The following is a 22853-nucleotide window of genomic DNA, read 5'->3' as shown; positions in this document are numbered from 1 at the left end:
GCGCTCACCTGGATCGCGGTCGGCATGGGCCTGGTCAGCCCGAACGCCGAGGCCGCCAGCAACAACGCGATGCCGATGATCCTGCTGCCACTCCTCTCCAGCGCCTTCACCCCGGTCGACTCCATGCCCGGCTGGTTCCAGCCGATCGCCGAGTACCAGCCGTTCACGCCCGCCATCGAGACCCTGCGCGGGCTGCTGCTCGGCAGCGAGATCGGCCACAACGGGTGGCTCGCCATCGCCTGGTGCCTGGGCCTGACCGTGCTCGGCTACTACTGGTCGAAGGCGAAGTTCAACAGCGACCCGGAGTAACCGCCGTGACAGCGCGGGCCGCCTCCCGCAACTCGTCCCGTCCCGGGGCGGCGTACTCCGACACCGCGTCGGCATACGCCGCCCCGTCGGCGTTCTCGGCCGTCCGCCGGGCCCGCTCCGCCGACATCGTCGGCCGGAACTCCCGTACCTCCCTGAGCCGTTCGGCCGGCGCGAGGAACCGCACCGCGGAAGGGCCGCCGGCAAGGCCCGCCACGGCGAGCCTTCCCCGCTGGACCGGGTCCGAGGCCTGCGGACCTGGGTCACCGACGCCTACGCCTACGCCTACGACGGTGTGCGCGCCGATGCCGCCGTCCTCGACCGTCTGATCGCGATGGCCCGCGACGAGGTCCGACCCGCTCCGACAGAGAGGTGCGGCACCGCACGGAGCGGTGCCGCACCTGCCGCATATGATCGACAGACCGTTTCCGACCGTCGTCCTGCCGTGCCACCGGGGGTGCACCATCCGTTCCGTACGCGTCCGCCCACCCGGGCAACGGGGCGAACTGCTGACCCGGCAGGAGGACGGTCTCGCCCTGCACCACCTCGTCTGGAGGCTCGGACCCGGCTGGCGGGTGTGCAGCAGCGCCGTACTCGGCGGCGGCATCGGGATGCGCGAGTGGATCCTCAACGCCCAGGTGCCCGGCGGTTATCCGCGCCTCGACCCCGACCGGCACCTCGCCGAGATCGCCGCCGCCGAAGCGCTCACCGGTCCCGGTGCCGGACTGATGACCGCGGCCGATGTCACCGCGTACACCGTCGCCGACGACGAGGGCGTGACCGCCACCGCCACCACCGGTCTGGGTGTACGGGGCTGGGCCGCCGACCCGGCCGCGGGACACGCCGGGCCGCTGTCGCCGGGCACGGTGAATATCGTCGTGACCGTCCCCGTGGCCTTCTCCGACGCCGCCCTGGTCAATGCCGTCGCGACCGCCACCGAGGCGAAGGTCCAGGCGCTCCTGGACGCCGGACTCGACTGCTCCGGCACCCCCACGGACGCGGTCTGCATCGCCTCACCGGAGCCTGGACCCGGCGCGGCCGGGGAACCCTTCGCGGGCCCGCGCTCGACCTGGGGGGCGCGACTCGCCCGAGCCGTGCACACCGCCGTACGGGAGGGCTCGCTGCGGCACCCTTGACCTCGCACCGACCACGCGCCGACGAAGGGACCCTTGCTCTCATGACGTCCACCTCTGCCAATGCCATCCCCGAGCGGCCGACCGTGGCCGTCCTCGGCACCGGGATCATGGGATCCGGGATGGCCCGGAGCCTGCTCCGCGCCGGACTCGACGTCCGCGCCTGGAACCGTACGCAGGCCAAGGCGGCCCCCCTCGCCGCCGACGGCGCCACGGTCACCGAAACGGCGGAGGAAGCCGTACGCGGCGCCGACGTCATCGTGACGATGCTGAACGACGGACTGTCCGTGGCCGCCGCACTCACCGCCGCGGCGCCCGGGGCGCAACGCGGCCAGGTCCTGCTGCAGAGCTCCACCGTCGGAATCGACGCCACCGCCGAACTTGCCCAGCGGGCTGCTGACTTGGGGCTCGTCTATCTCGATGCCCCGGTTGCGGGTACCAAGCAGCCCGCGGAACAGGGTGCGTTGACGGTCTTTGTCTCCGGTCCGTCCGCCGTCCGTCCGTTGGTGAACCCGGTGCTGAACGCGATCGGACAGCGCACGGTCTGGGTCGGCGAAACACCCGGCGCCGCCTCGCGGCTGAAGCTCGTGGTCAACACCTGGGTGATCAACATGGTGGGCAGCATCGCCGAGTGCCTGAACCTCGCGGAGGGGCTGGGCATCGACCCGCAGTCGTTCCTCGACGTGATGAAGGGCGGCCCGCTGGACTCCGCGTATCTCCAGGGCAAGTCTGCCGCGGTCCTCTCCGGCGACCTCACCCCGAGCTTCGCCCTGTCCACCGCACTCAAGGACACCCGCCTCATCCTCGCAGCCGCCGAACGGACCGGGGTGACGTTGGATCTCGTCGCCGCGTCGGCGGACCGGTTCACGCGCGCGGAGGAGGCGGGACACGGCGGCGAGGACATGATCGCCACCTACTACGCGGGCCGCCCCGCCGAGAAGGACGACGACTGACCGTCCCCGGTCGCGGCGGGCGCCGGGGCCACGCGTTCCGTGGCCCCGCCGAACGCCAGGAACGTGGTGCGCGAGGCGATCAGCCAGATCCCGTCGACCTTGCGGAACGTGTCCTCGCCGTGCCAGGTTCGCCGATCCCGAGCCGGCGGACGAACTCGATGACGAGACGTCCGCACGCCGGCTCGGCCAGCAGCGGTTCCAACGGGTCGAGGGGCGCGGGGGAGTTGATCGGCATACCGAGTTCTTGTCAGCCGGGTCCCGGAGATGCCGGGTCTTTTCTGCCGGCCGCACCTGGCTCCGCTCAGACCACGCGCACCTCGTGCCGTACGACCGCGTCGAAGAGGTACCCCTGCGTGTTGTGGACCGCCACATCGGGCTGGGTACGGCCCGTTCGGTCCGTCGCCCGTGCCAGCAGGACCGCGGAACCGCGCTCCTTCGGCAGCCAGTCGGCCGACCAGCGGACCCAGCTCCCGCTCCGGGGCTCGTCGCGCAGCCGGGCGCGTCGCCACCGGGTGCCGCCGTCGGTACTGATCTCGACGGAACGCACCGGCACCCCTCCCGACCAGGACCGCCCCGTCAGCACCTGGCGGCGGTGCACGGGAACCGACGCACCGGGCGCCAGCTCGAACGCGCTCTTCAGGGTCTGCCGGGTCAGCGGTGCGCCGCCCTCCGGCGGATACGCCGGGCCGAACAGCCGGTAGAGACCGGTGTTCCACGGCGAGAGCAGGGGCTCCGCACTCACCTCGATGTCGCCGACCCACTTGATGTTCGCGATGCCGACCCAGGACGGCACGATGAGCCGCACGGGGTAACCATGGTCGGGCGGCAGCGGCTCGCCGTTCATCTCGTACGCGAGCAGCACATCGTCCAGTGCCTTCGACACCGGCAGCGGACGCCGCACCCGCCCCAGGTTCGTCCCGTCGCTGATGACCTCGTTGTCGAGCCCGCGCGGCAGCACGTCGACCGCGTCCCTGCCGATCCCCGCCCGTCGCAGCACATCGGCGAGCCGTACCCCGCGCCAGCGAGCCGTACCGATCGCACCCAAGGTCCAGGCAGTGCCGCTGACCTGCTGGTTCTGCTGTGTCGCACAGAAGCTGCGGGCGTTTCCGGCGCACTCGACAAAAGCAGTGCGGGTGACGGACGGCAGGGCGCGCAGCTCCGTTTAGGTGAAGTCCACGGCCGGGCCGGTCAGCCCACTGCCCCATACGGAGAGCCGCCAGTCCGCCGCGTCGATCCTCGGCGTCACGGTGTGATTGCGTACGAAGAAGCGATCGGCTGGAGTGAGGAGCCCCGTGGACCGCAGCGCCGCGAAATTGGTTTCGGCGTTGGTGCCGCGCACGGTGAAGAGCTCCGGCGGCAGTGGCTTCACAATGCCGGGAGCCGGCGTGACGGCTGCCTGTGCGGGGGCGGCCGTGGCGGTTCCGGCCACCGACGCGGCCGCCACGAACTTCAGCAGATCGCGGCGGTAGATCCCGGCGGACCGCGCGACACCGCGCGACCACTCCCGCAGTCGCATTCGGTCGTATCCGGCCTCGGACAGGTGAACGGATCTCATCAACACTCCTGGGATGGTGAGTGGACGGACAACAGTTCAGACGGGTGGACCGTCGGCGGAGCCGGAGAGCAACTCCCTCACCAGAGAGACGGCCCGGGCCGTCTCGATCAGGAAGCCGTCATGTCCGTAAGGAGATTGAAGGACCCGCAGGCGGTCCGCGCCAGGCAGCAGATCGGCCAACTCCGCCTGCTGATGCAGCGGACAGAGGCGGTCGGAGTCGACGCCCGCGACGAGTGAGGGCATACGCGCACGGTGCAGCGCCTGCGCGATGCCGCCCCGGTCCCGGCCGATGTCGTGCCCGTTCATCGCTTCGGTGAGGGTGACGTAGCTGCCCGCGTCGAAACGGTGCACGAGCTTGGCGGCGTGGTGGTCGAGATACGACTCCACCTGGTGGCGGCCTCCCTGGCCGGCACCTCACTCGTCGTCTCTCGCTCCTCGACGAACATGCCGCTGCGGAGCTTTTGCAGGATCCGGCTGAGCAGCCGCGACACATGCATCTGGGAGATGCCGAGCTCCGCGCCGATCTGCGACTGCGTCATCTCCTGACCGAAGCGCATGTCTATGATGCGACGCTCGCGCGCGTCGAGGTGGCCCAGCAGCGGGGCGAGTGTGTGCAGATTCTCGACCGTCTCCATGCCGGGGTCCGGGGAGCCGAGGGCGTCGGCGAGCGTGCGCCCCGGCGGGTGGAGCCGTCCCGCGCCCGCCGGATCCGACGGCATGTCCAGCGATCCCGCGGTGTACCCGTTGGCGGCGACGATGCCTTCGGCGACCTCGTCCTCGCCGATCCCGAGCTGCTCGGCGAGCTCCGGCACGGTGGGGTCGCGGTCGAACTCCGTAGCCAGTGACTCCTTGGCCTTGGCGATGTCGACCCGCAACTCCTGCATCCGGCGCGGCACGTGGACTGCCCAGCTCGTGTCGCGGAAGAACCGCTTGATCTCCCCGACGATGTACGGCACCGCGAAGGAGGTGAACTCCACCTCGCGGGACAGGTCGAACCGGTCTATGGCCTTGATCAGCCCGATCGTGCCGACCTGGACGATGTCCTCCATGTCGCCGCTGCCGCGGTTCCGGAACCGGCCCGCGGCGAACCGGACGAGCGAGAGGTTCATCTCGATGAGCGTGTTGCGTGCGTACTGATGGGCGGGGGTGCCTTCCTCGAGGAGCTGAAGACGGTCGAAGAACAGGCGAGAGAGGACCCGCGCGTCCTTCGGGGCGACCTTTCCGGCATCCTCGATCCACGGAAGTTCGCTCGCCGAGCCGGTCATGCCCGGGGCGTCTGCACCGGTCGTCCGCGCTCTGTGCGCCGTCATCTCGTCACGCTCCCCTGGTCGTAGGCCATGAGGTGTATGCGCCTGCCCCCGGCAGGGGCACTCATGCGTGAGAGAGTGAGTCGATCCGGCCAATCGGCGCGAATGGCCGGGAACGTTCGTGATCCGGTGTCGCATCCGTGCAGGTGAGGAGCGGAAGAACACAGAACCGCCCCACCGGTACGGGGGAGCCCGGTGGGACGGTCACTATCAGACTGCCACAGGTGTCCGCCCGATGTGGCCCGACTGGCCCGTATCGGTGGGCAGTTGAGTCGAAATCGATTCCGGACCGGGCCGCGGGGCGGGTCAGTCGCGCGGGTATCCCACGACGGTGTGGGTGACGGCGGGGGAGTCCTGCGTCGTGTAGTAGTGGCTGCTGAGCCCTGAGAAGCGCGCCGTGTCCCCCGTCTCCAGCAGATGCGGGACGTCGTCCACCACCAGTGTCACCTGGCCGGACATCACCAGCACGTACTCCACGGAGTCCGCGCCGTGCGAGCTGATCTGGCTCTGCGCATGCGGGTGCAGACGGGTCCGGTAGATCTCGATACGGCCCAGCTCATGGCCGGCGAACAGCAGATTGACCGAGGTCTCGTCGTCCGGTTCGTCCAGCGACGAGGCGCGGATGATCTCCGGCCGGAGCAGGGGCTGACGCAGGAGATCCGTGCAACTGGTGTCCAGTACATCGGCGATCCGCACCAGCACATCGACGGTCGGATTGGCTTCGGCACGCTCGATCTGGGACAGCAGTCCCTTGCTGACGCCGGTCGCAGCGGACAATTCCCGCAGACTCCAACCACGCGCCAGGCGACGGCGGTTGAGGTTCCCGGCCAGCGATGCACGCACCGTCCCCGCGCCGGGCTGCTGGGTGCCCGGTGGACGTGGGGCCGCGGGCAGGCCGGCGGCGGCGTGGTCCTCTGACACCGTTCCTCCTCGCTGTCGTACGCGCAGGTCAGCGGCACACTCTACCGGCGCGGCTGCCGGGACGTCAGATCCTGGTCGCCCGCATCCGTGCGTTCGGGCAGCGCCTCGATCATGCGCCGCGTCCAGGGGTGCGCGGGGGTGTCCAGCAGGTCGGCCGCGGTGCCCTGCTCCACGATCCGGCCCTGATACATCACGGCCACCCGGTCGGCGATCTGCCGCACCACCCCCAGGTCATGGGTGATGAACAGGACCGCGAACCCTTCGCTCCGCTGGAGCGAGGTGAGCAGATTGAGCAACTGCGCCTGTACCGACACATCCAGCGCTGCCACCGCCTCGTCGCAGATCAGCAGCCGTGGCCGGGCGGCCAGGGCCCTGGCCAGAGCGACCCGCTGCCGCTCGCCGCCGGAGAGAGCCGCCGGGCGACGGGAAGCGTACGAGGCGGGCAGCCCGACCCGCTCGAGCAGCGCCCCCACCTCGGCCACGGACCTGTCGCGTCCGCTCCTGCCGGTGGCGGCCGTCAGCGCCTCGCGCAGGGTCGCGCCCACCGTACGCGACGGATTGAGCGAGGAGTACGGATCCTGGAAGACGATCTGCACCTGCTCGGCCAGGCGGCGCCGGTCCGTCGTGCCGGGACGGCGCCCGGCGGACAGCGCCAGACCACCCACGGTCACGGTGCCGGTGTCGAAGGTCTCCAGGCCGACCGCGATCCGGGCAAGCGTCGTCTTGCCGGAGCCGGACTCGCCGACCAGAGCCACGACAGTGTGACGGGGAACGATCAGACTCACGTCGCGCAGAGCCGCATGGTCACCGGCAGGTGACCGGAACGTACGGTCGACGGACGTGGCGATCAGCGCTGCGTCGCTCTCCTCCCGCACCGCGGCCGTACTCTCCGGTCCTTCGGGGAGCACGGCCGGGACCCGAGCCCGCGGCACGGCGAGCGCATCGCCGATCTCACCGACCCGCACACAGGCGGTCAGCCGGGCGCCCGGCCCGGAACGAGCGCCGGAGCCGGGACCCGACCCGGTCCCGCGCTCGGCGGCGACGGGCTCCGGCACGGGCAGCAGCGTCATCGGAGCCGCCCGGCACTCGGCAGCCGCGTGCGCGCACCGGTCGGCGAACGGGCAGCCGCCGCTCCGGGCGCCCGGAGCGGGCACGAAGCCCGCGATGGCCGGGAGTTCGGCGTACCGTTCTCGGACCGACGGCTCGGAGGCCAGCAGGCCCGCCGTGTACGGATGCCGGGGGCCGGACTCCAGCTCCTGGGCGCGCCCGTGTTCCAGGACGCTGCCCGCGTACAGCACGTACACCCGGTCGCAGGCGGAGAACGCGACCCGCAGATCGTGGGTGATGAGAACCAGCCCCATGCCCCGGTCGCGCTGGAGTCCGCGCAGCAGGTCGAGGACGGCGCGCTGGTTGGCGGCGTCCAGGGCGGTGGTCGGCTCGTCGGCGATGAGCAGCTCCGGGTCGCCTGCGAGCGCCGCTGCCGCGGCGACGCGCTGCCGCATGCCGCCGGAGAGTTCGTGCGGGTAGCGGTCGGCGATCTCCGGACCGAGACCGACCTCGGCGAGACGCCGCTCGACCTCCGCGTGCCTGGCCGCCCTGCCCTTCCGCCGCCTCAGCACGCCGTCCGGGTCGCGCAGCCCGTCGGCGATCTGACGTCCGCAGGTCAGCTGCGGATGCAGCATGGTGAACGGGTCCTGCATCAGCAGAGTGACGCTTCGGCCCCGCAGGGCGTGCCGCTCATGCGGCGCAAGAGTGAGGACCTCCTCGCCGTCGATCCGTACGGACCCGCCCGTGACCGAGGTCCCGGACGGCAGCAGTCCCGCCACGGCGCGCATGGCCAGGGACTTGCCACTGCCGGACTCGCCGACGATGCCGATGCATTCGCCGCGGGCGACCTCCAGCGAGATGCCGTCCAGGATGGGGACCGGGCCGCCCGGGCCCGCCGTCGCGGCGACCCGCAGGCCGTCCACCGCGAGCAGCGGATCGGCTTCCGGTGCCGGGGGAGCGGTACGCATGTCCGTTGCCGGGCGCACTGCCATCAGGACCTCCCGCGGTCGGAGAACGCCTCGAACAGCCGGTCTCCGAGGAGGTTGAGCGCCACCGCCGCCACGATGATCAGCACCGCCGGTGCCAGGGCGGCGGACGGGTTGTCGTACAGCAGGGTCCGGTTCTCCGAGAGCATCCGGCCCCAGTCGGGGGCGCCGGGCGGCACACCGAGCCCGAGGAAGGACAGCGAGCTGAGGGCGACGATCGCCCCGGCGAAGTTCAGCAGGGTGTTGGCCACCACCACCGGCAGCACGTTGGGCCAGATGTGCCGCGTCATCACGGTGAACGGGGACAGCCCCAGCGTCTCCGCGGCCTCCACATAGGCGCGGTGGCGCTGCTCCAGGACGGCGGCGCGCACCAGCCGGATGTCGCCGGGTGAGGTCAGTACGACGAGGACCCCGACGGCCAGGGCGTATCCACCGCCGCCGATTCCGGCGACGACGATCGTGACGAGCAGGGCCGGCAGTGCGAGCAGCAGATCGGCCCAGCGGCGTACGACGACGTCGGTCCAGCCACCCCGATAGCCCGCCAGTACGCCGAGCACATTGCCGATGACCATCGAACCGAGCGCCACCAGGGCCGCACCGGCGAGCGTGCTGCGCGCCCCGGCGATCACCATCTGCGCGATGTCCCGGCCCAGTTCATCGGTGCCGAGGAGGTGACCACCTCCCGGCATGACGGCGCCGGTGGCGAGATCCTGTGCGTCCCAGCCGGGGAGAACCAGCTGACCGAGGGCCGCGGCCAGCGCGAACAGCACAAGTACGACGCAGCAGCAGACGGTGAGCGGCGTGTACCTGCGGCGCGATGCGCGCTTCCTCATCGGCCCTCCTCCTCGCGGACGTCGGCCGGCCGGCCGGGAGAGACCGCTGCCGCAGAGCCTGCCGCGGCCTTCGCCGCGGACGCGGTCCGCAACCGCGGATCCAGCAGCGGCTGGCTGAGGTCGGTGACGAGACCGGCCAGACAGACCAGGGCGGCGATGAGCAGCGCCTCCGCCTGGACGACGGGGATGTCCCGGAAGGTCACCGAATCAACCAACAGGGAGCCGAGACCGGGCAGCGCGAACACCTGCTCCACCATCACGGTGCCGGCGAGCAGATAGGCGAGGACGAGACCGATGCCGGTGAGGACCGGGACGAGGGTGCCGCGCAGCACGTATCGCAGCAGGATGTCCCGCTCCCGGACCCCCCGCGCGCGGGCGAAGGTGACGTGCTCCCGGTCGAGTTCGCGGATCACCGCGGCCCGGGTCAGTTTCAGCAGGACGGCGGTGACGGCGAGTCCGAGCGCCAGGGCCGGCAGCACCAGATGCATCAGGCGGTCGGTGCCCGAACCTTCGCCGGGGCCGTACGCCGGGAACCAGCCGAGCATCAGGGCGAAGACGTAGATGAGGAGCAGCCCGCCCGCGAACGCGGGTGTGGACAGCGCCACGACGCCGAGGCTCTGCACCGCCCGGTCGGTGCCCCGCCGGTTCCGCAGGCCCGCGAGAACACCGAGCGGCAGTCCCAGCAGGAGCGCCACGGCGAAACCGAGGCCGACCAGCTGACCGGTCAGGACGAGCCGGCTGCCGATCGCCGCGGCGACGCTCTCGCCGGTGCGGATCGACGTACCGAGATCGAAACGGGCCGCGTCGCTGAGCCAGTACCAGTACTGCACGGCCAGCGGGCTGTCGAGGTGGAAGCGGGCCCGTACGGCGGCCAGCGCCTCCGGAGTCGCGCTGCGCGGTCCGAGCAGGGTCTGCGCGGGGTCGCCGGGGGCGGCCTGCAGCAGGGCGAACACAGCGACGGACAGGACGAACAGCAGCCCGACGGTGCCGGCGAGGCGCCGGACCACGAAGCCGAGGGGAAGGGTCGCGCGCAGCCGCGAGCCGTTGGCGGTCATTGTTCGCTCCCGTCCGGGACTGCGGTCGGCGGCGGGGTGGCAGAGCCGCTCCGTCCGGGAGCGGTCGGTCCGGAGGGTGCACGGGGGACTGCACCCTCCGGACCGACCGGAGAGGCCGTGCCGGGGATCGGCTCGGGGGAAGCACCCCCCGGCACGGCGGTCCGATGGGGCAGGGCGGGGGTGGCTGCGCCGGTGCCCAGGTGGGCGGCGAGCCATTCCTCCACCCGCGCGGCGGCGTCGAGGATGTGGCTGCCGTCGGTGAACTCATGGCCTTCGCCCGGGTACACGTACAGCTCGACGGGCGCCCGTCCGGTCCGCAGCAGCGAGCGGTACAGCTCATGTGCCTGGCCGACGGGAGTGACCCGGTCCGCCGACCCGTGCACGATCAGGGTCGGTGTGCCGCCGCCCCCCTGCGCGAACACGGGGGAGCGCGCGATCAGCCCGGCACGGTCGTCCGTGCTGCCGCTGCCGATGCGGTACGTACGGTCGTAACCGCCACCGATGTTGCTGGTGTGGGTGAAGCTCAGCCAGTCGGTCGGCGCGGAGACGACCACCGCGGCACGGAAGACGTCCGTGCGCATCGCGGCCAGAGCGGCGAGGAACCCGCCGTAGCTGTGTCCGAGGACGGCGGCCCGGTCCGGATCGGCGAGGCCCGCGTCGACGAGATGGCGGACGCCGGACAGCACGTCGTCCAGGTCGGCGCCGCCGACATCACCGACCACGGCGCGCGCATGGTCGAGGCCCCGGCCGCTGCTGCCCCGTGGGTTGGGCAGCAGGACGAGATAGCCGGCGGCCGCAAGCGCCGGGGCGAGCCCCAGCACATCGCCCGGCGCGTATCCGGCGGACCAGAGCCAGGCGGGGCCGCCGTGCACGAGTACCGCGAGGGGGCGGGGTCCGGTCGGGGCACCCGACGAGAGCACCAGCCCGTCCACTGCGCGGCCGTCGGACGCGGACCAGGTGGTCTCCTCGGTACGGACCTCGGCGAGCGGCGAACCGGCGGAGGCGTTCAAGGTGGTGACGGCCAACCAGTTCCAGGCGTCCGGACCGCCGGTGCGGGCGACGACGGCCTCGGCGGGACGCCCCGGCGCGTCCAGGACGGTGGCGGCGATCCGCCGGTCGGCGCTGAGGGAGAGGGCGGGCTGAAACGCGGCGCCGCTGAGCGTCACCGCGCCCGACCACAGGGAGCGCCCGGCGCGGCCGACGCGGGAGCCGGTACCGTCCCAGCCCGCGAACCAGAGTGAACCCGGATGATCGTCGGCGGCACTGCCGTCGAACTGCAACCAGGTCGCGTCCTCGACACCGGGCACGACCTCCGTACGGCCCGTCACCGGATCGATCACGACCGGGCGCCCGGCGACGATCGAGATGCCCTCGCAGACCGCCGCCAGCCGACCGTCCGCGGCGAGGGCCGGAGCGCCCAACTGGCCTTCCGGCTCGTACAGGGTGCGTGCGGTACGGGCGTCGAGATCCAGGGCGGCGAACCGTGCGCCGTAGTAGCCGGCGGGCAGGGTGTCCTCGGAGACCGTGGCCACGGCGGTGGTCCCGCCGCGCCAGGCGACGTTCCACACGGTCAGCCCGGCCGGACCGGCCTCACACATCGTGCCGTTCGCGAGGTCGACGAGATGCAGGGAGCGGCGGCCGGTGCCCGGGGCGAAGCGTTCGGGTGCGGGCGCGGCTCCCAGTCGTACCGGCAGCCCCAGGTTCATGCCGTCGCGTTCGGCACCGTCCTCCGCGCACAGCAGCAGCGCCTGCCGCCCGTCGTCGGAGACCAGCAGCTCCTCGACTGCGCCGGGGGCGGTCGCGACGGACCGCACCGCTCCTGTCGTGGTGTCCAGGGCGGCGAGCCGGGCGAGGGCCGGGGTGGGTCCTGCCGGCTCGGCGATGTGCAGCAGGGTCCGCGAGTCCGGGAGCCAGCGCGGGCTGTGACGGTGAGCGGGAGCGGCGGACCGGGGCGGCGGGAGGAGGACGGGGGGTGCCGCCTCCGCCGCCTCCCCGTCCCGGAGCCCGGCCGGGACCGGGGTCAGGACCAGTTCGACGCCTTCCGGACCGGCGGCGGTCACCGCGACCGCGCGCCCGTCCGGGCTGACCCGGGCCTCGGCCGGATGGACCAGCCGCAGCATCGCCTCGCGGACGTGCCGCACGACGATCGCGGCGCGCCGCTGCGGCTGCTGCCTGGGCGCGGCGGTGCTGGGCATGGTGGTCCGTTTCTTGTCCGATGGGGGAGAGGGGGCGTCGGGGTGCTCAGGCGGCCTTGCGGATCCTGGTGGCCCATGGGCCGATGAACGCGAACGGCCCCTGCTCCAGGAGCACGAAGTCCTTGGCGAGCGCGGTCGCGGTCTGCGCCCACCACAGCGGGAGATACGGCAGGTCGGCTCCCGCCGTCTGCAGCGCCTTCATGAGCTCCCGGCCGCGGACGTCCCTGTCGGTGGCCGATTTGGCGGTGTCCAGCGCGGTGTTGACGGCCCCGTTGTCGTAGTGCGCGATGTCCGTCGCCGTCGCGGCGGCATGGAGATAGGGGTCGGCCAGCTCGGCCGGGTCGCCGGTGACGGGGAAGTACCACAGGAACTGCAGCGGCTGCTTGCCGGAGCCGAGCTCCGCCACCCACTGCTCCAGGGTGATCTCCTTGACGTTCAGCGTGATGCCGATCTTCTTGAGCGACGCGGCGAGTGCGAGCGCCGCCTTGCCCAGCTGTGGACCACTGTTCGGATAGTGCAGCTCCGCCGTGAAGCCGTCCTTCGCCGAGGACTTGGCCAGCTCCTTGCGGGCGGCCTCCATGTCGAACGGCAGGGCGGGGATCGCGTCGTAGCCGGAGCGGACCTCGTCCGCCGACATCAGATCGCCCCACATGTCGCGCGAGGGCAGCGCGGCGGCGACCTCGGCCTTGCCGTGCAGGATGCCCTTCACCATGCCCTCGCGGTCGGTGGCATGGGCCACCGCGCGCCGCACATGAAGGTCGTCGAACGGGGCCTCGGCCGTGTCGAAGGCCAGCGACACCACCGACCGGTCGCCGGTGTACGTGACGCGGGCGGCCGACTCCCAGCCGCGGGCCTCGTCCGACGCGAGGTTCAGCGCGCCGTCCACGGCACCGGACTTCATCGCGACCAGACGGGTTCCGGCGTCCGGGACGAAGGAGAGCTTGAGCTTCTGGATGGCGGGCTTCTCGCCCCACCAGGCGTCGTTGCGCTCCAGCAGTACATGGTCGTCGGCGGCGAACTCGGTGACCTTGTACGGGCCGGTGCCGAGCAGCAGTGTGGCAGCCGTACCGATCTTGCCCCGGTTCCGGGTCAGGAACGCCCTGCTGCTGATGAGCAGTCCGCCTGCCGTGGTCGTCCACGCGAACATCGCGTCCGGCGCCTTCAGCCGGATCGTCACCTCGTGGTCACCGGTGGACTTCACCGACTGGACACCCGCGTAGGCGTACGAGAGGGCCGAGCCGTTCTTCGGGTCACGGATGGCCTCGATGGAGGCGACCACGTCGTCCGCGGTGAACGGGGTGCCGTCGGTGAACGTCACACCACGGCGGAGTGTGTAGACGTATGTCCGGGCATCGGGCTGCTTCCAGGACGTGGCGAGCCCCGGCTTCAGTTCGCCGGACGGGGCGACGGAGAGAAGCGACTCCTGGGCCAGCACCGCGACCATGTAGTTGAGCACGCCCGACTCGCGGCCCACATCGAGGGTGGAGATGGAGGAGGGCAGCGCGATGGTGAGCTGGTCGATCGGCACGTCGGCGCCCTGCGCCTCGGCGCCCGAGCCCTTCGTGCCGGTGCCACCGCCCTCGGCGGAACCGTCGGCCGGCTGGGGTGCACAGGCGGCGAGCACACCGGACGCGGCCAGTACGCCCATCCCTGCGCCGGCGAGCCGAAGCAGGCGCCGTCGGCTGAAGTCTCCACCCGGTTCCGATGTCATCGGGAACCACCCATCTCGCGACTGTCCACTAGAACTGCCCAACTGGGCGGGGACGGTATACGAATGCTGGGGAGGCGTCAAAGGGTGGCGCATGAACGTCCAGGTCGTGGACGCCTGGCAGGGTTCAATCGCTGAGAAAGCATCAAAAAAGGTAGTGAAAGGGAGTGTCGATCGAGGGCCGACGGCTGGGCCACGGCCGGCGTACCGGTTCGGAACCCGCTCGATGTACTCGGCCCCCTCGCATGGCGGATGGTGACCGGCGGTCGGGATCCGGGACGACCACCCTGGCAGGTCCGCCGCATCCGGGCGCCCCGAGTGCCGCCCGTCCGGCCCGCGGGACGGCTCCGACCTGCTCCTATGCAGCTCGATCCGGAATCATTGCGGCCCTGTGAACACTCCGGGACCCCGGGAATACGTGCATGCCGAATGGACTTTTCGTTGCTGCAAGCCACGGTGGCGGTGCCGACAGCCGATGCCATGAACCGGAGCGAGGGAGCTCATGCCCAAGGCGTACGTATTCACCCGCAACGGCGGGCCTGAGGTGGAAGCCTTCGTCGAGCAGGAGGTACCGACCCCTGGGCCCGGGGAGCTCCTGGTCGCGGTCCGGGCGGCCGGAGTGAACCCCGTCGACTGGAAGCTCCGCGACGGGTACCTCCGGCCCGGCAGCACGGCGCCGGAGTTCCCCGCCGTGTTCGGCAGCGAGGTGGCCGGGATCGTCGAGCGGGTCGGCCCCGGAGTCGAGGGGTTCGAGGTCGGCGACGCCGTCTTCGGCAACCCGCTGAGCGGTGGGTACGCCGAGTACGCACTGCTGCCCGTCGCGGTGACCGCCCACAAGCCCGACAGCCTGCCGTTCACGGAGGCGGCCGTCCTGCCGGTCGCGGCCGCCACCGCGTACGACGGTCTCCGCCAGCTGGACCTCGAACCGGGCTCGACACTGCTGATCACCGGTGCCGGAGGAGGCGTCGGCGTGGTCGCCGTACAGCTCGCTCGCCACTTCGGCCTGCGGGTCGTCGGCACGTCGAGCGAGGCCAAGAAGGACTTCGTCGAATCGCTCGGCGCCGTGCACGTCCCGTCCGGCCCCGGCGTCGCCGAACGCGCACGGGCAGCAGCACCGGACGGCATCGACGCTGTCTACGACCTCGTCGGCGGCGACGACCTGCGGGCTGTGGCCGAACTGGTCACGGACCGGAAGCGGCTGATCAGCGCCGGAGGCAAACCGCTGGCCGTCGAGCTCGGCGGGGCGGCCGTCGCCCGTGCCCGTACCGCAGCCGTACTCGACGAGGTGGCACGCCTCGTCGTCGACGGAGCCTTCACGACCTACGTGACACAGACCTTTCCGCTCGGCGAAGCGGCCGCAGCACTGCGTGCGGTGGAGAGCGGACACACCCGTGGCAAGATCGTGATCGAGGTGGCTGCCGCATGAGTGCTCCACAGCCCAACGCCGCGTCCGGGCACCCGCTGGACAACCCGGCCCGCGCCTCGCTGACCGGACCGCACGCCCACTTCGCCGAACGCCGGGGCCGCGTCCTGCGCTACCCCACCGATGTGGCGCCCTGGCTCGCGCTTCCGGACACCCCGGATGCCGACGACTGGGCCGACGCCGCCGCCCTCGCCGGGCCCGGCGCATCGCTCACCCTCACCGCCCTGCGCGAACCGCCGCCCGGCGACTGGGAGATCACCTTTCACGCCGAGGGCGTCCAGCTGGTCGACGCCGGACTGGCAGCAGCCCCGGATCCGGAGGCCGTCCGCCTGGGTCCGGCCGATGTGCCGGAGATGCTCGCCCTGGTCGAACGCACCCGCCCCGGACCGTTCCTGCCGCGCACCGTCGAGCTCGGCACCTACCTCGGCATCCGGCGCGAAGGGGCACTCGTCGCGATGGCCGGGGAGCGGCTGCACCCGACCGGCTACAGCGAGATCAGCGGTGTCTGCACCGACGAGTCCGCACGAGGTCAGGGATTCGCGGGCCGCCTCGTCCTCGCCGTCGCGCACGAGATCAGGGAGCGCGGCGACATCCCGTTCCTGCATGCCTCCGCGACCAACACGAACGCGATCAGGCTCTATGAGTCCCTGGGCTTCCGGCTCCGCCGCCGGACGTCGTTCCTCTCCGCTGTCGTGCCGCAGCAGCTGCCGGTGTCCGGACGCACCGGTGGTACGGGTGGCGGGCAGGTGGCAGCCCTGCACTGACGTGTGAGCCGTCTCTCCTCCCTGCCGGGTGGCGGATGTCCTGCGGCCGGAGCCACGGGACCTTCGGCCCGGGACTTTTGGACCGCACACCACCGGCAGACCCCGACCGAGGACCTTCGACCCTGCCTCTGAGGCCGTTGGCCCCGTGTGGCCGCTGTCCGATCCGGGTGGACTGGATGCGGAGGCCGGGAACAGGCCGGCACCGGTACGAGGAGGCAGTGGCGTGACGATCGGGGACCGACGTGCGGCGGTGGTGGGAACCGATCCGGGGGAGGCCGCGGTCTCCGCGCCCCGGGTCGGCGACGCCGTGCTGTTCGGCGGCCTGCTTCTGCTGACCGCCGTGATCGTGCTCCTCGACGTGCGTACCGGCGAGGATCTGCGGGTCGTGCCGCTGCTCGTCGTCGTGCCCGCCCTCGTCTCGGTCTTCGGCACCGTCCGGCAGACGGGGTACACCGCCGCCTGGATCATGGCGGTGGTCGTCACCTCCCGGCTGGTGTCCGGGGGAACGTTCTGGGACGTCGCCGTCGGTGTCGGCTTCACGGTCCTGGCCTGTGTCCTGGGAGTCGGCTCCTGTTTGCTGCGGATCCGCCATGCCACCGAGATCGCCCGGCTGCGCTCCGCGGCCGTAGCGCTCCAGCGGCAGATCCTGCGCCCGCTGCCCGTCGTGACCGACCAGGTCGTCGCCCATGGGGTCTATGCGCCGATCGAGGAGGACCGACTGGTCGGCGGCGACATCTACGAGGTCGTCGAATCCCCGTACGGAACCCGGGTGGTCATCGGCGATGTGCAGGGCAAGGGGATCGCCGCCATCGGTGCGGGGTTCGCCGCGCTCGGCGCGTTCCGGGAGGCGGCCATCCGCGAGCCCACCCTGACCGGAGTGGTGGACGCCCTGGAGGACGCGGTCGCCCGGCACAACACCTTCTCCGCCCAGACCGGCGAGGTCGAACGCTTTGTCACGGCCCTGGTCCTCGGCTTCGAGGGCGAGGACCGGGTGGAGGCCGTCAACTGCGGTCATCTGCCGCCCCACCTGCTGCACGACGGAGGAGCAGCCGCGGTCCCGCTGCGCCTCACCTCCGTACCACTGGGCATGGCGGAGCTCAGCAGCGAGGCGCGCGGCGCGGAGCAGTTCGACTTCCCGGCCGGTGCGACGCTTCTGGCATTCACCGACGGAGTGACCGAGGCCCGCGACGCCTCCGGCGCCTTCTACCCGCTGGACACCCGGCTCGACCGCTGGGCCGGCTACGGACCGAGTGAAGTGCTGGACGCGCTCCATGCGGACCTGGAGGCCTTCTCCGGCGGCGTACGACGCGATGACATCGCGATGCTCGCCCTGCACAAGGCGCCGACCGGCAACCGTCGCCGACAGTCCGGGGCGATGTCCGGTCAGGGCGCCCGGAGGGCCGCACAGACCTTCAGCGAGTGGTGACGGACAGGCGAGACCCGATACCCAAGTGTCCCGACGAGACTCATGTCGCGCCGGGACATTTATGGGTGTACCGTGCAGTCATGAATCCGGAACGGAAGACCCCGGAAAGGCGGAGCCGCAAGGCCCGTCGCACCCGGGACTCACTGGCGCAGGCCGCTTTCGAGCTCGTACTCGACCGCGGCCTGAGGAACGTGACGGTCGAGGAGATCGCGGAACACGCGGACGTCGACCGGCGCACCTTCAGCCGGTACTTCACGAGCAAGGAAGCCGCAGTCCTGGACCCGCTCCGGGGCGACGGTGACCGGATCAATGACGCCCTGCGCGCCCGCCCCACCGACGAACCCCCGCTCACCGCCTACCGCCGCGCCGTCCTCGACTGGCTCGAAGACCCCGAGGCACAGGCCTGGCACCGGCGCCCCCGGATCTTCGACCTGCTGGTCGTCGCCGAGGAGGAGCCGACCCTCTACGCGGCGTTCCACCACATCCGGGTGGACGCCCAGGAGGACTCGGTCGCCATCGTCGCGGAGCGGCTCGGCGTCGACCCACGGCTGGACATCCGTCCCGCCGTCACAGTCGCCGCCGGCGCAGGGGCGCTCCTCGCAGCCCAGGCCGCCTGGGTCCGCGGCGGACAGCCGGACGCCCTGCCCCGACTGGTCGGGCAGGCCTTCGACGCCCTCTGCGGAGAACTGCTCGCACAGCGCCCCGCCGGGCCGGCGCCGCACAGCACCACGGAAGGAAACGCACCATCATGAGCCTCTCTCCCACCCCCGCCGACCAGGAGTTCGCCGGCCGGACCGCCCTCATCACCGGCGGCGCCTCCGGAATCGGACTGGCGCTGGCCCATCGGCTGGCAGCGGGCGGCGCGGCCGTCGTCGTCGCCGACTACGACGAGGAGAACGCCCGCAGGGCCGTCGCCGAACTCGAAGGCGCCGGCGCGAAGGCAGCCGCCGTCGCCATGGACGTGACCGACCCCTCCTCCGTCGAAGCGGGCGTGCAATTCGCCGTCGACACGTTCGGGGCCCTGCACCTCGCCGTCAACAACGCGGGCATCGGCGGCCCGAGCGCCCCGACCGGTGATTACGCCGTCGAGGACTGGAACCGGGTCGTCGCCACCAACCTCAGCGGAGTGTTCTACTCCCTGCGGTACGAACTCCCCGCCATCGTCGCCGCGGGCGGCGGCGCCGTGGTCAACATGTCGTCGATCCTCGGTACCAACGGCTTCGCCGGATCCCCCGCCTATGTCGCCGCCAAGCACGGCGTCGTCGGTCTCACCAAGACGGCGGCCCTCGAATACGCGGCACAGAACGTCCGGATCAACGCCGTCGGTCCCGGCTTCATCGACACACCCCTGCTGCGCAACACCGAAGGCCCGGCCCGCGATCACCTCATCTCGCTGCACCCGGCCGGACGCCTCGGCACCGCGGAGGAGGTCGCCGAACTCGCCGCCTTCCTGCTCTCCGACCGCGCCTCCTTCATCCACGGCAGCTACCACCTGGTGGACGGCGGCTACTCCGCGTCCTGAATCCCGGACGGGGGCACGGGAGCCGGAAACATCGAATTGAAGTGAGAGCGAGGAGAACCCCATGAAGGCCGTCCAGTACCGCACCGTCGGCGCCGCCCCCGAGGTCGTCACCGTGCCCGACCCGGAGCCCGGACCGGGCCAGGTCCTGCTGAAGGTCACCGCCGCAGGCGTCTGCCACTCCGACATCGCGGTGATGAGCTGGCCCGCCGACCAGATCCCCTTCCCGCTGCCGCTCACTCTCGGCCACGAGGGCGTCGGCACCGTCGCCGCCCTCGGCGACGGCGTCACCGGTCTCTCGGTCGGCGAGTCCGTCGCGGTCTACGGCCCCTGGGGCTGCGGCACGTGCGTCAAGTGCGCCGAGGGCAAGGAGAACTACTGCCTGCGCGCGAAGGAGCTCGGCATCACGCCGCCCGGACTCGGTTCGCCCGGGGCCATGGCCGAGTACATGATCGTCGATGATCCGCGTCACCTGGTGCCGCTCGGCGGACTCGACCCCGTGCAGGCAGTGCCGCTCACGGACGCGGGGCTCACCCCCTACCACGCGATCAAGCGGTCCCTCCCCAAGCTGGTGCCCGGCGCCACCGCCGTCGTCATCGGCACCGGTGGTCTCGGCCACGTGGCGATCCAGCTGCTGCGCGCCATGACGGCCGTCCGCGTCATCGCCCTCGACGTCACGGAGGAGAAGCTTGCCCTCGCCCGCACCGTCGGCGCCCACGAGACCGTCCTCTCCGACGAGCACGCCGCGGCCAAGGTCCGCGAACTGACCGGCGGCGTCGGCGCGCAGGTCGTCCTCGACTTCGTGGGGGCACCTCCCACGGTCACCACGGCGGGTGCGGCGGCCGCGATCGACGCCGATGTCACCATCGTCGGCATCGGCGGCGGCGCCCTCCCGGTCGGCTTCGGTTCCCTGCCCTACGGGACGACGGTGACCTCCCCGTACTGGGGATCGCGCTCCGAGCTCGCCGAGGTCCTCGACCTGGCCCGCGCGGGATCGGTCGAGGTCCACGTCGAGACGTACACCCTGGACGAGGCGCCGCTGGCGTACGAGCGGCTGCACCACGGCAAGATCAACGGCCGCGCCGTCATCCTCCCCAACGGCTGACTTCTCCAGCGGTACAGGAGGGAGTGCGGGCCGTCGCCGATGGGCGACGGCCCGCACGCTCGTGCTCCGGAGAGATGCGTACGCCCGGTGCTCCGGCGATACTCGCCAGATGGAATTCGTGGCACTGATGACGCTGCCCGGACTGGTGATCGGGCTGACTCTGGTCGCGTTCATCGACCAGTTGATGCTGCGAGCCGGGCGAGCGGGGGTGTTGCCGTGGCGCAACAGCGGGCGCCGGGGCCAGGTGTCGGCGACCGGATTCGAGCAGCTGCACGCGACCTTCTCACCGGGCAAGCAGAGCGAACTCAAGGAGCGTCAGAGTGCCCTGCTGCTCCGTGACGACGAGGAGGACGGCGCCCCGCCGAACCGCTCCACCGTCGACCTCGACGGCGGCCGCGCCGTCATCCGCCCCCCTGCGGCCACCCCCTCGCAGGGCTCCGGCACGCTCTGAAGGCTGTCCCGCCGCAGCATCGCCGACCTCGGCAAGAACCACCGGTACCCGACGAATCTGCAGGTCGTGATCGATGCCAACAGCCGCCCAGGTGTGCTGTCCCGGGACGTCGGTGACGCGCGACTTGCTCCTCCTCGGTGCTTGAACAGATGGGGGCGTTCCGGGTTCGGTGTGGAGGGCGACATCTGCACCGAGTTGCAGGAGGCCCTGCACCGTCAGGGCAGGCGTGTTCGGGCCACGTTCCCCTTCAGAGGAGCTCAGCGCCGCGCCTGTCAGGGGTCACGGCCGTGGGGGAGGCCCGGCTGCGCTGCGGCGGTGGCCGCACGTCAGGTGACGGGGGCGTACAACCGTTTGCCCATGCTGCCGGTCTTGTTTGCTGCGGTCCGGGAATTCCGCTCCACCGCCTCCGGCATCACCGCCCGCTCCTTCTCGCTCGCCGGCGGCACGGTCGACATGAGCACGGCCCCGGCCCGCTTCGGCGTGGCCTTCACCCACTGACCCCGACGCAGCACAGCGACAGAGCACTGGGAGTGACATGAACAGACGTGCACTGCGATGGAACCTCGGACTCGCCACCGCGCTCGCAGTGAGCAGCGCCATGACCGCCCCTGTGATCGCGCACGCGCAGGGGATCGCGATCGACCGGGCAGCCCCCGTCGCGGAACTCCCGGACGACTTCAACGGCGACGGATACTCCGATGTGGCGGTCCCCGTGCCCTCGGCGACCGTCGGCGGCAAGGCGAAGGCCGGATATGTGGCCGTGATGTACGGCTCGTCGACGGGCCTGAAGGCCTCGACCAAGCAGGTGTTCCACCAGGACAGCGCCGGCATCCCCGGAGTCGCCGAGGCCGGGGACGCGTACGGAAGTTCGGTCACCACCGGTGACCTGGACGGCGACGGGTACGCCGATCTGGTCGTCGGTGCCTCCGGCGAGGATGTCGGCACCGTCGCCGACGCGGGCTCGCTCGCGGTGATCTGGGGCGGTGCCAAGGGGCTGTCGGGTTCCGGTTCCGTGACACTGGCTCTCGGCGACGGGGCCTACGACAGACTCGGGCGCACGGTCAGGGGCGGGGACTTCGACGGGGACGGCGACCTGGACGTCGTCGGCGTCGAGAACTACCTGAACCTGCGCGTGCTGTCCGGGCCGTTCGGCCGCGACGGCTCCGCGCGGAGCACGGTCCGGATCACCGACACGGACGGCATGCGACTTCTGGGTCTCGCCACGGGCGACATCAACGGCGACGGGGTGACCGACCTTGCCGCGGTGGTCAACTCCGTCGACGAGTACGACTGGCGGCACATCCGCTACTGGACGGGCACGAAAGCGGGACTGACCGGACCCGTTTCGGTCAGAGCCGCGAACGGCCGCTGGCTCCAGGGCGGCGAGAGCCTCGACATCGGCGATGTGAACAACGACGGCATCGAGGACATCGTCGTGGGGCGGGCGGTCGACGGCTACGACAGCGACGTGGAGATACCGACCGCCAACGGCGGCATGATCACCTACGTCCCGGGCAGCAGATCGGGCCCGGTCGGTACTCGGGCGAAGGCCTTCAACCAGGACAGTGCCGGCATCCCGGGTGTCGCCGAGAACAACGACGCATTCGGTGAATCCGTCCAGGTCGCCGACATCGACGGCGACGGTTACGAGGACGTGTCGATCGGCGTTCCGGGTGAGGACTTCGACGGCAGGAGCCAGGCAGGCTCGGTCGTCACCCTGCGGGGTACGGCCTTCGGCCTCACCGGCACGGGAGCCAAGAGCTACTCGCAGGACACCACGGGGGTACCCGGCGTCGCGGAGAACAACGACCGCTTCGGGGCGGCCGCCAAACTGGTCGACACCAACGCCGACGGTCGCGCCGAGCTGATCGTCGGCGCGCCCGGCGAGAACGCCGACGCCGGCTCGGTGTGGGTGTTCAAGTCCACTTCCTCCGGGGTGACGCCAACCGGTTCGTTCACCTTCGGCGCGGGCACGCTCGGCACGGTCTCGACGCGCGCGCAGCTCGGCTCGACGTTCAACTAAGAGTCATCACGTAATGCTGTGATGTCCGCCTGGTGTCTGCGCGGAACGGGCACGCCTGGGTGGTGTGCTGTCCGTGCAGCCGGCTGCTCCGACGTGGGCCTTGTGCCGCTTGGTTGCGGGTCGGGTCTCATTCGGGGTTTGTC

20 protein-coding genes and 2 pseudogenes are annotated in these 22853 nt (G+C 71.5%); 12 read left to right on the top strand and 10 right to left on the bottom strand.

All coding sequences use genetic code 11. The annotated features are described in order from the left end of the window. Positions 1-309, top strand: a 309-nt coding sequence (locus ACFU8W_RS48885) for an ABC transporter permease (RefSeq protein ID WP_384052338.1), incomplete at its 5' end; no start/stop codon positions are given. On the opposite strand, the gene ACFU8W_RS48880 is transcribed toward ACFU8W_RS48885, so the two are convergent. Then, on the bottom strand, positions 290-523 hold the full coding sequence (locus ACFU8W_RS48880) for a hypothetical protein (protein WP_384052337.1): 234 nt from the start codon (positions 521-523) through the stop codon (positions 290-292). The genes ACFU8W_RS48885 and ACFU8W_RS48880 overlap by 20 nt on opposite strands. A 193-nt stretch (positions 524-716) precedes the next feature. On the opposite strand from ACFU8W_RS48880, the gene ACFU8W_RS48875 reads away from it, so the two are divergent. Beyond that, positions 717-1442, top strand: coding sequence for an adenosylcobinamide amidohydrolase (locus tag ACFU8W_RS48875; protein ID WP_384052336.1), 726 nt, complete (start codon positions 717-719; stop codon positions 1440-1442). Between the two features lie 41 nt (positions 1443-1483). Further along, entirely contained in the window at positions 1484-2392 is a 909-nt protein-coding gene (locus ACFU8W_RS48870) for an NAD(P)-dependent oxidoreductase (protein WP_384052335.1), read from the top strand. A gap of 301 nt (positions 2393-2693) precedes the next feature. Here the strand turns inward: ACFU8W_RS48870 and ACFU8W_RS48865 are convergent. From ACFU8W_RS48865 to ACFU8W_RS48825, 9 genes and pseudogenes are all read right to left on the bottom strand, one after another. Next, a pseudogene (locus ACFU8W_RS48865) lies at positions 2694-3947 on the bottom strand (sulfite oxidase). A gap of 36 nt (positions 3948-3983) precedes the next feature. Next, positions 3984-4352: pseudogene (locus ACFU8W_RS48860) on the bottom strand (homoserine O-acetyltransferase); the annotation flags it as partial. Further along, positions 4250-5257, bottom strand: a complete 1008-nt coding sequence (locus ACFU8W_RS48855; RefSeq protein ID WP_384052334.1) for an RNA polymerase sigma factor SigF — start codon at positions 5255-5257, stop codon at positions 4250-4252. The gene ACFU8W_RS48855 and the pseudogene ACFU8W_RS48860, both read right to left, overlap by 103 nt. 303 nt (positions 5258-5560) lie before the next feature. Beyond that, complete coding sequence (locus tag ACFU8W_RS48850; protein ID WP_384052333.1) at positions 5561-6175, bottom strand: helix-turn-helix domain-containing protein; 615 nt, start codon at positions 6173-6175, stop codon at positions 5561-5563. 41 nt (positions 6176-6216) lie between these two features. Then, on the bottom strand, positions 6217-8214 hold the full coding sequence (locus tag ACFU8W_RS48845; protein WP_384052332.1) for a dipeptide ABC transporter ATP-binding protein: 1998 nt from the start codon (positions 8212-8214) through the stop codon (positions 6217-6219). Next, positions 8214-9041: an ABC transporter permease gene (locus ACFU8W_RS48840; protein ID WP_384052331.1), complete on the bottom strand. Its 828-nt coding sequence runs from the start codon at positions 9039-9041 to the stop codon at positions 8214-8216. The genes ACFU8W_RS48845 and ACFU8W_RS48840 overlap by 1 nt, the downstream gene beginning before the upstream one ends. Further along, positions 9038-10096: an ABC transporter permease gene (locus ACFU8W_RS48835; protein ID WP_384052330.1), complete on the bottom strand. Its 1059-nt coding sequence runs from the start codon at positions 10094-10096 to the stop codon at positions 9038-9040. Before ACFU8W_RS48835 ends, ACFU8W_RS48840 begins: the two co-directional genes overlap by 4 nt. After that, positions 10093-12291, bottom strand: a complete 2199-nt coding sequence (locus tag ACFU8W_RS48830; protein ID WP_384052329.1) for an alpha/beta hydrolase family protein — start codon at positions 12289-12291, stop codon at positions 10093-10095. Before ACFU8W_RS48830 ends, ACFU8W_RS48835 begins: the two co-directional genes overlap by 4 nt. A 46-nt stretch (positions 12292-12337) precedes the next feature. Further along, positions 12338-14002 (bottom strand): ABC transporter substrate-binding protein, encoded by a 1665-nt coding sequence (locus tag ACFU8W_RS48825; protein ID WP_384052328.1) that lies wholly within the window; start codon positions 14000-14002, stop codon positions 12338-12340. Positions 14003-14501: 499 nt separating this feature from the next. Between ACFU8W_RS48825 and ACFU8W_RS48820 the strand changes: the two genes are divergently transcribed. The 9 genes from ACFU8W_RS48820 (at position 14502) to ACFU8W_RS48780 (ending at position 22710) form a co-directional block, all read left to right on the top strand. Beyond that, positions 14502-15425, top strand: coding sequence for an NADP-dependent oxidoreductase (locus ACFU8W_RS48820; RefSeq protein WP_384052327.1), 924 nt, complete (start codon positions 14502-14504; stop codon positions 15423-15425). Next, positions 15422-16186 (top strand): GNAT family N-acetyltransferase, encoded by a 765-nt coding sequence (locus tag ACFU8W_RS48815; RefSeq protein WP_384052326.1) that lies wholly within the window; start codon positions 15422-15424, stop codon positions 16184-16186. Before ACFU8W_RS48820 ends, ACFU8W_RS48815 begins: the two co-directional genes overlap by 4 nt. A 223-nt stretch (positions 16187-16409) precedes the next feature. Further along, positions 16410-17612 carry a PP2C family protein-serine/threonine phosphatase gene (locus ACFU8W_RS48810; protein WP_384052325.1) on the top strand — a complete coding sequence of 401 codons (1203 nt, stop codon included), beginning with the start codon at positions 16410-16412 and terminating at the stop codon, positions 17610-17612. An 80-nt stretch (positions 17613-17692) separates the two neighbouring features. After that, a complete protein-coding gene (locus ACFU8W_RS48805; RefSeq protein ID WP_345510893.1) occupies positions 17693-18364 on the top strand; it encodes a TetR family transcriptional regulator in 672 nt (223 codons plus the stop codon). Beyond that, positions 18361-19134, top strand: coding sequence for an SDR family NAD(P)-dependent oxidoreductase (locus tag ACFU8W_RS48800; protein ID WP_384052324.1), 774 nt, complete (start codon positions 18361-18363; stop codon positions 19132-19134). Before ACFU8W_RS48805 ends, ACFU8W_RS48800 begins: the two co-directional genes overlap by 4 nt. Positions 19135-19195: 61 nt before the next feature. Beyond that, the gene (locus ACFU8W_RS48795; protein ID WP_345510895.1) at positions 19196-20236 is read left to right on the top strand and encodes an NAD(P)-dependent alcohol dehydrogenase; all 1041 of its coding nucleotides are present in this window, start codon (positions 19196-19198) and stop codon (positions 20234-20236) included. Positions 20237-20345: 109 nt separating this feature from the next. Then, the gene (locus ACFU8W_RS48790) at positions 20346-20687 is read left to right on the top strand and encodes a DUF6191 domain-containing protein (RefSeq protein WP_384052323.1); all 342 of its coding nucleotides are present in this window, start codon (positions 20346-20348) and stop codon (positions 20685-20687) included. 357 nt (positions 20688-21044) lie between these two features. After that, complete coding sequence (locus ACFU8W_RS48785; RefSeq protein WP_384052322.1) at positions 21045-21185, top strand: hypothetical protein; 141 nt, start codon at positions 21045-21047, stop codon at positions 21183-21185. Between the two features lie 37 nt (positions 21186-21222). Then, complete coding sequence (locus tag ACFU8W_RS48780) at positions 21223-22710, top strand: FG-GAP-like repeat-containing protein (RefSeq protein ID WP_384052321.1); 1488 nt, start codon at positions 21223-21225, stop codon at positions 22708-22710. The last annotated feature ends 143 nt before the right edge of the window (positions 22711-22853 follow it).

Source organism: Streptomyces sp. NPDC057565, assembly GCF_042801455.1.
Lineage (GTDB): Bacteria > Actinomycetota > Actinomycetes > Streptomycetales > Streptomycetaceae > Streptomyces > Streptomyces yanii.
This window is presented reverse-complemented; position numbering and strand designations above follow the sequence as displayed.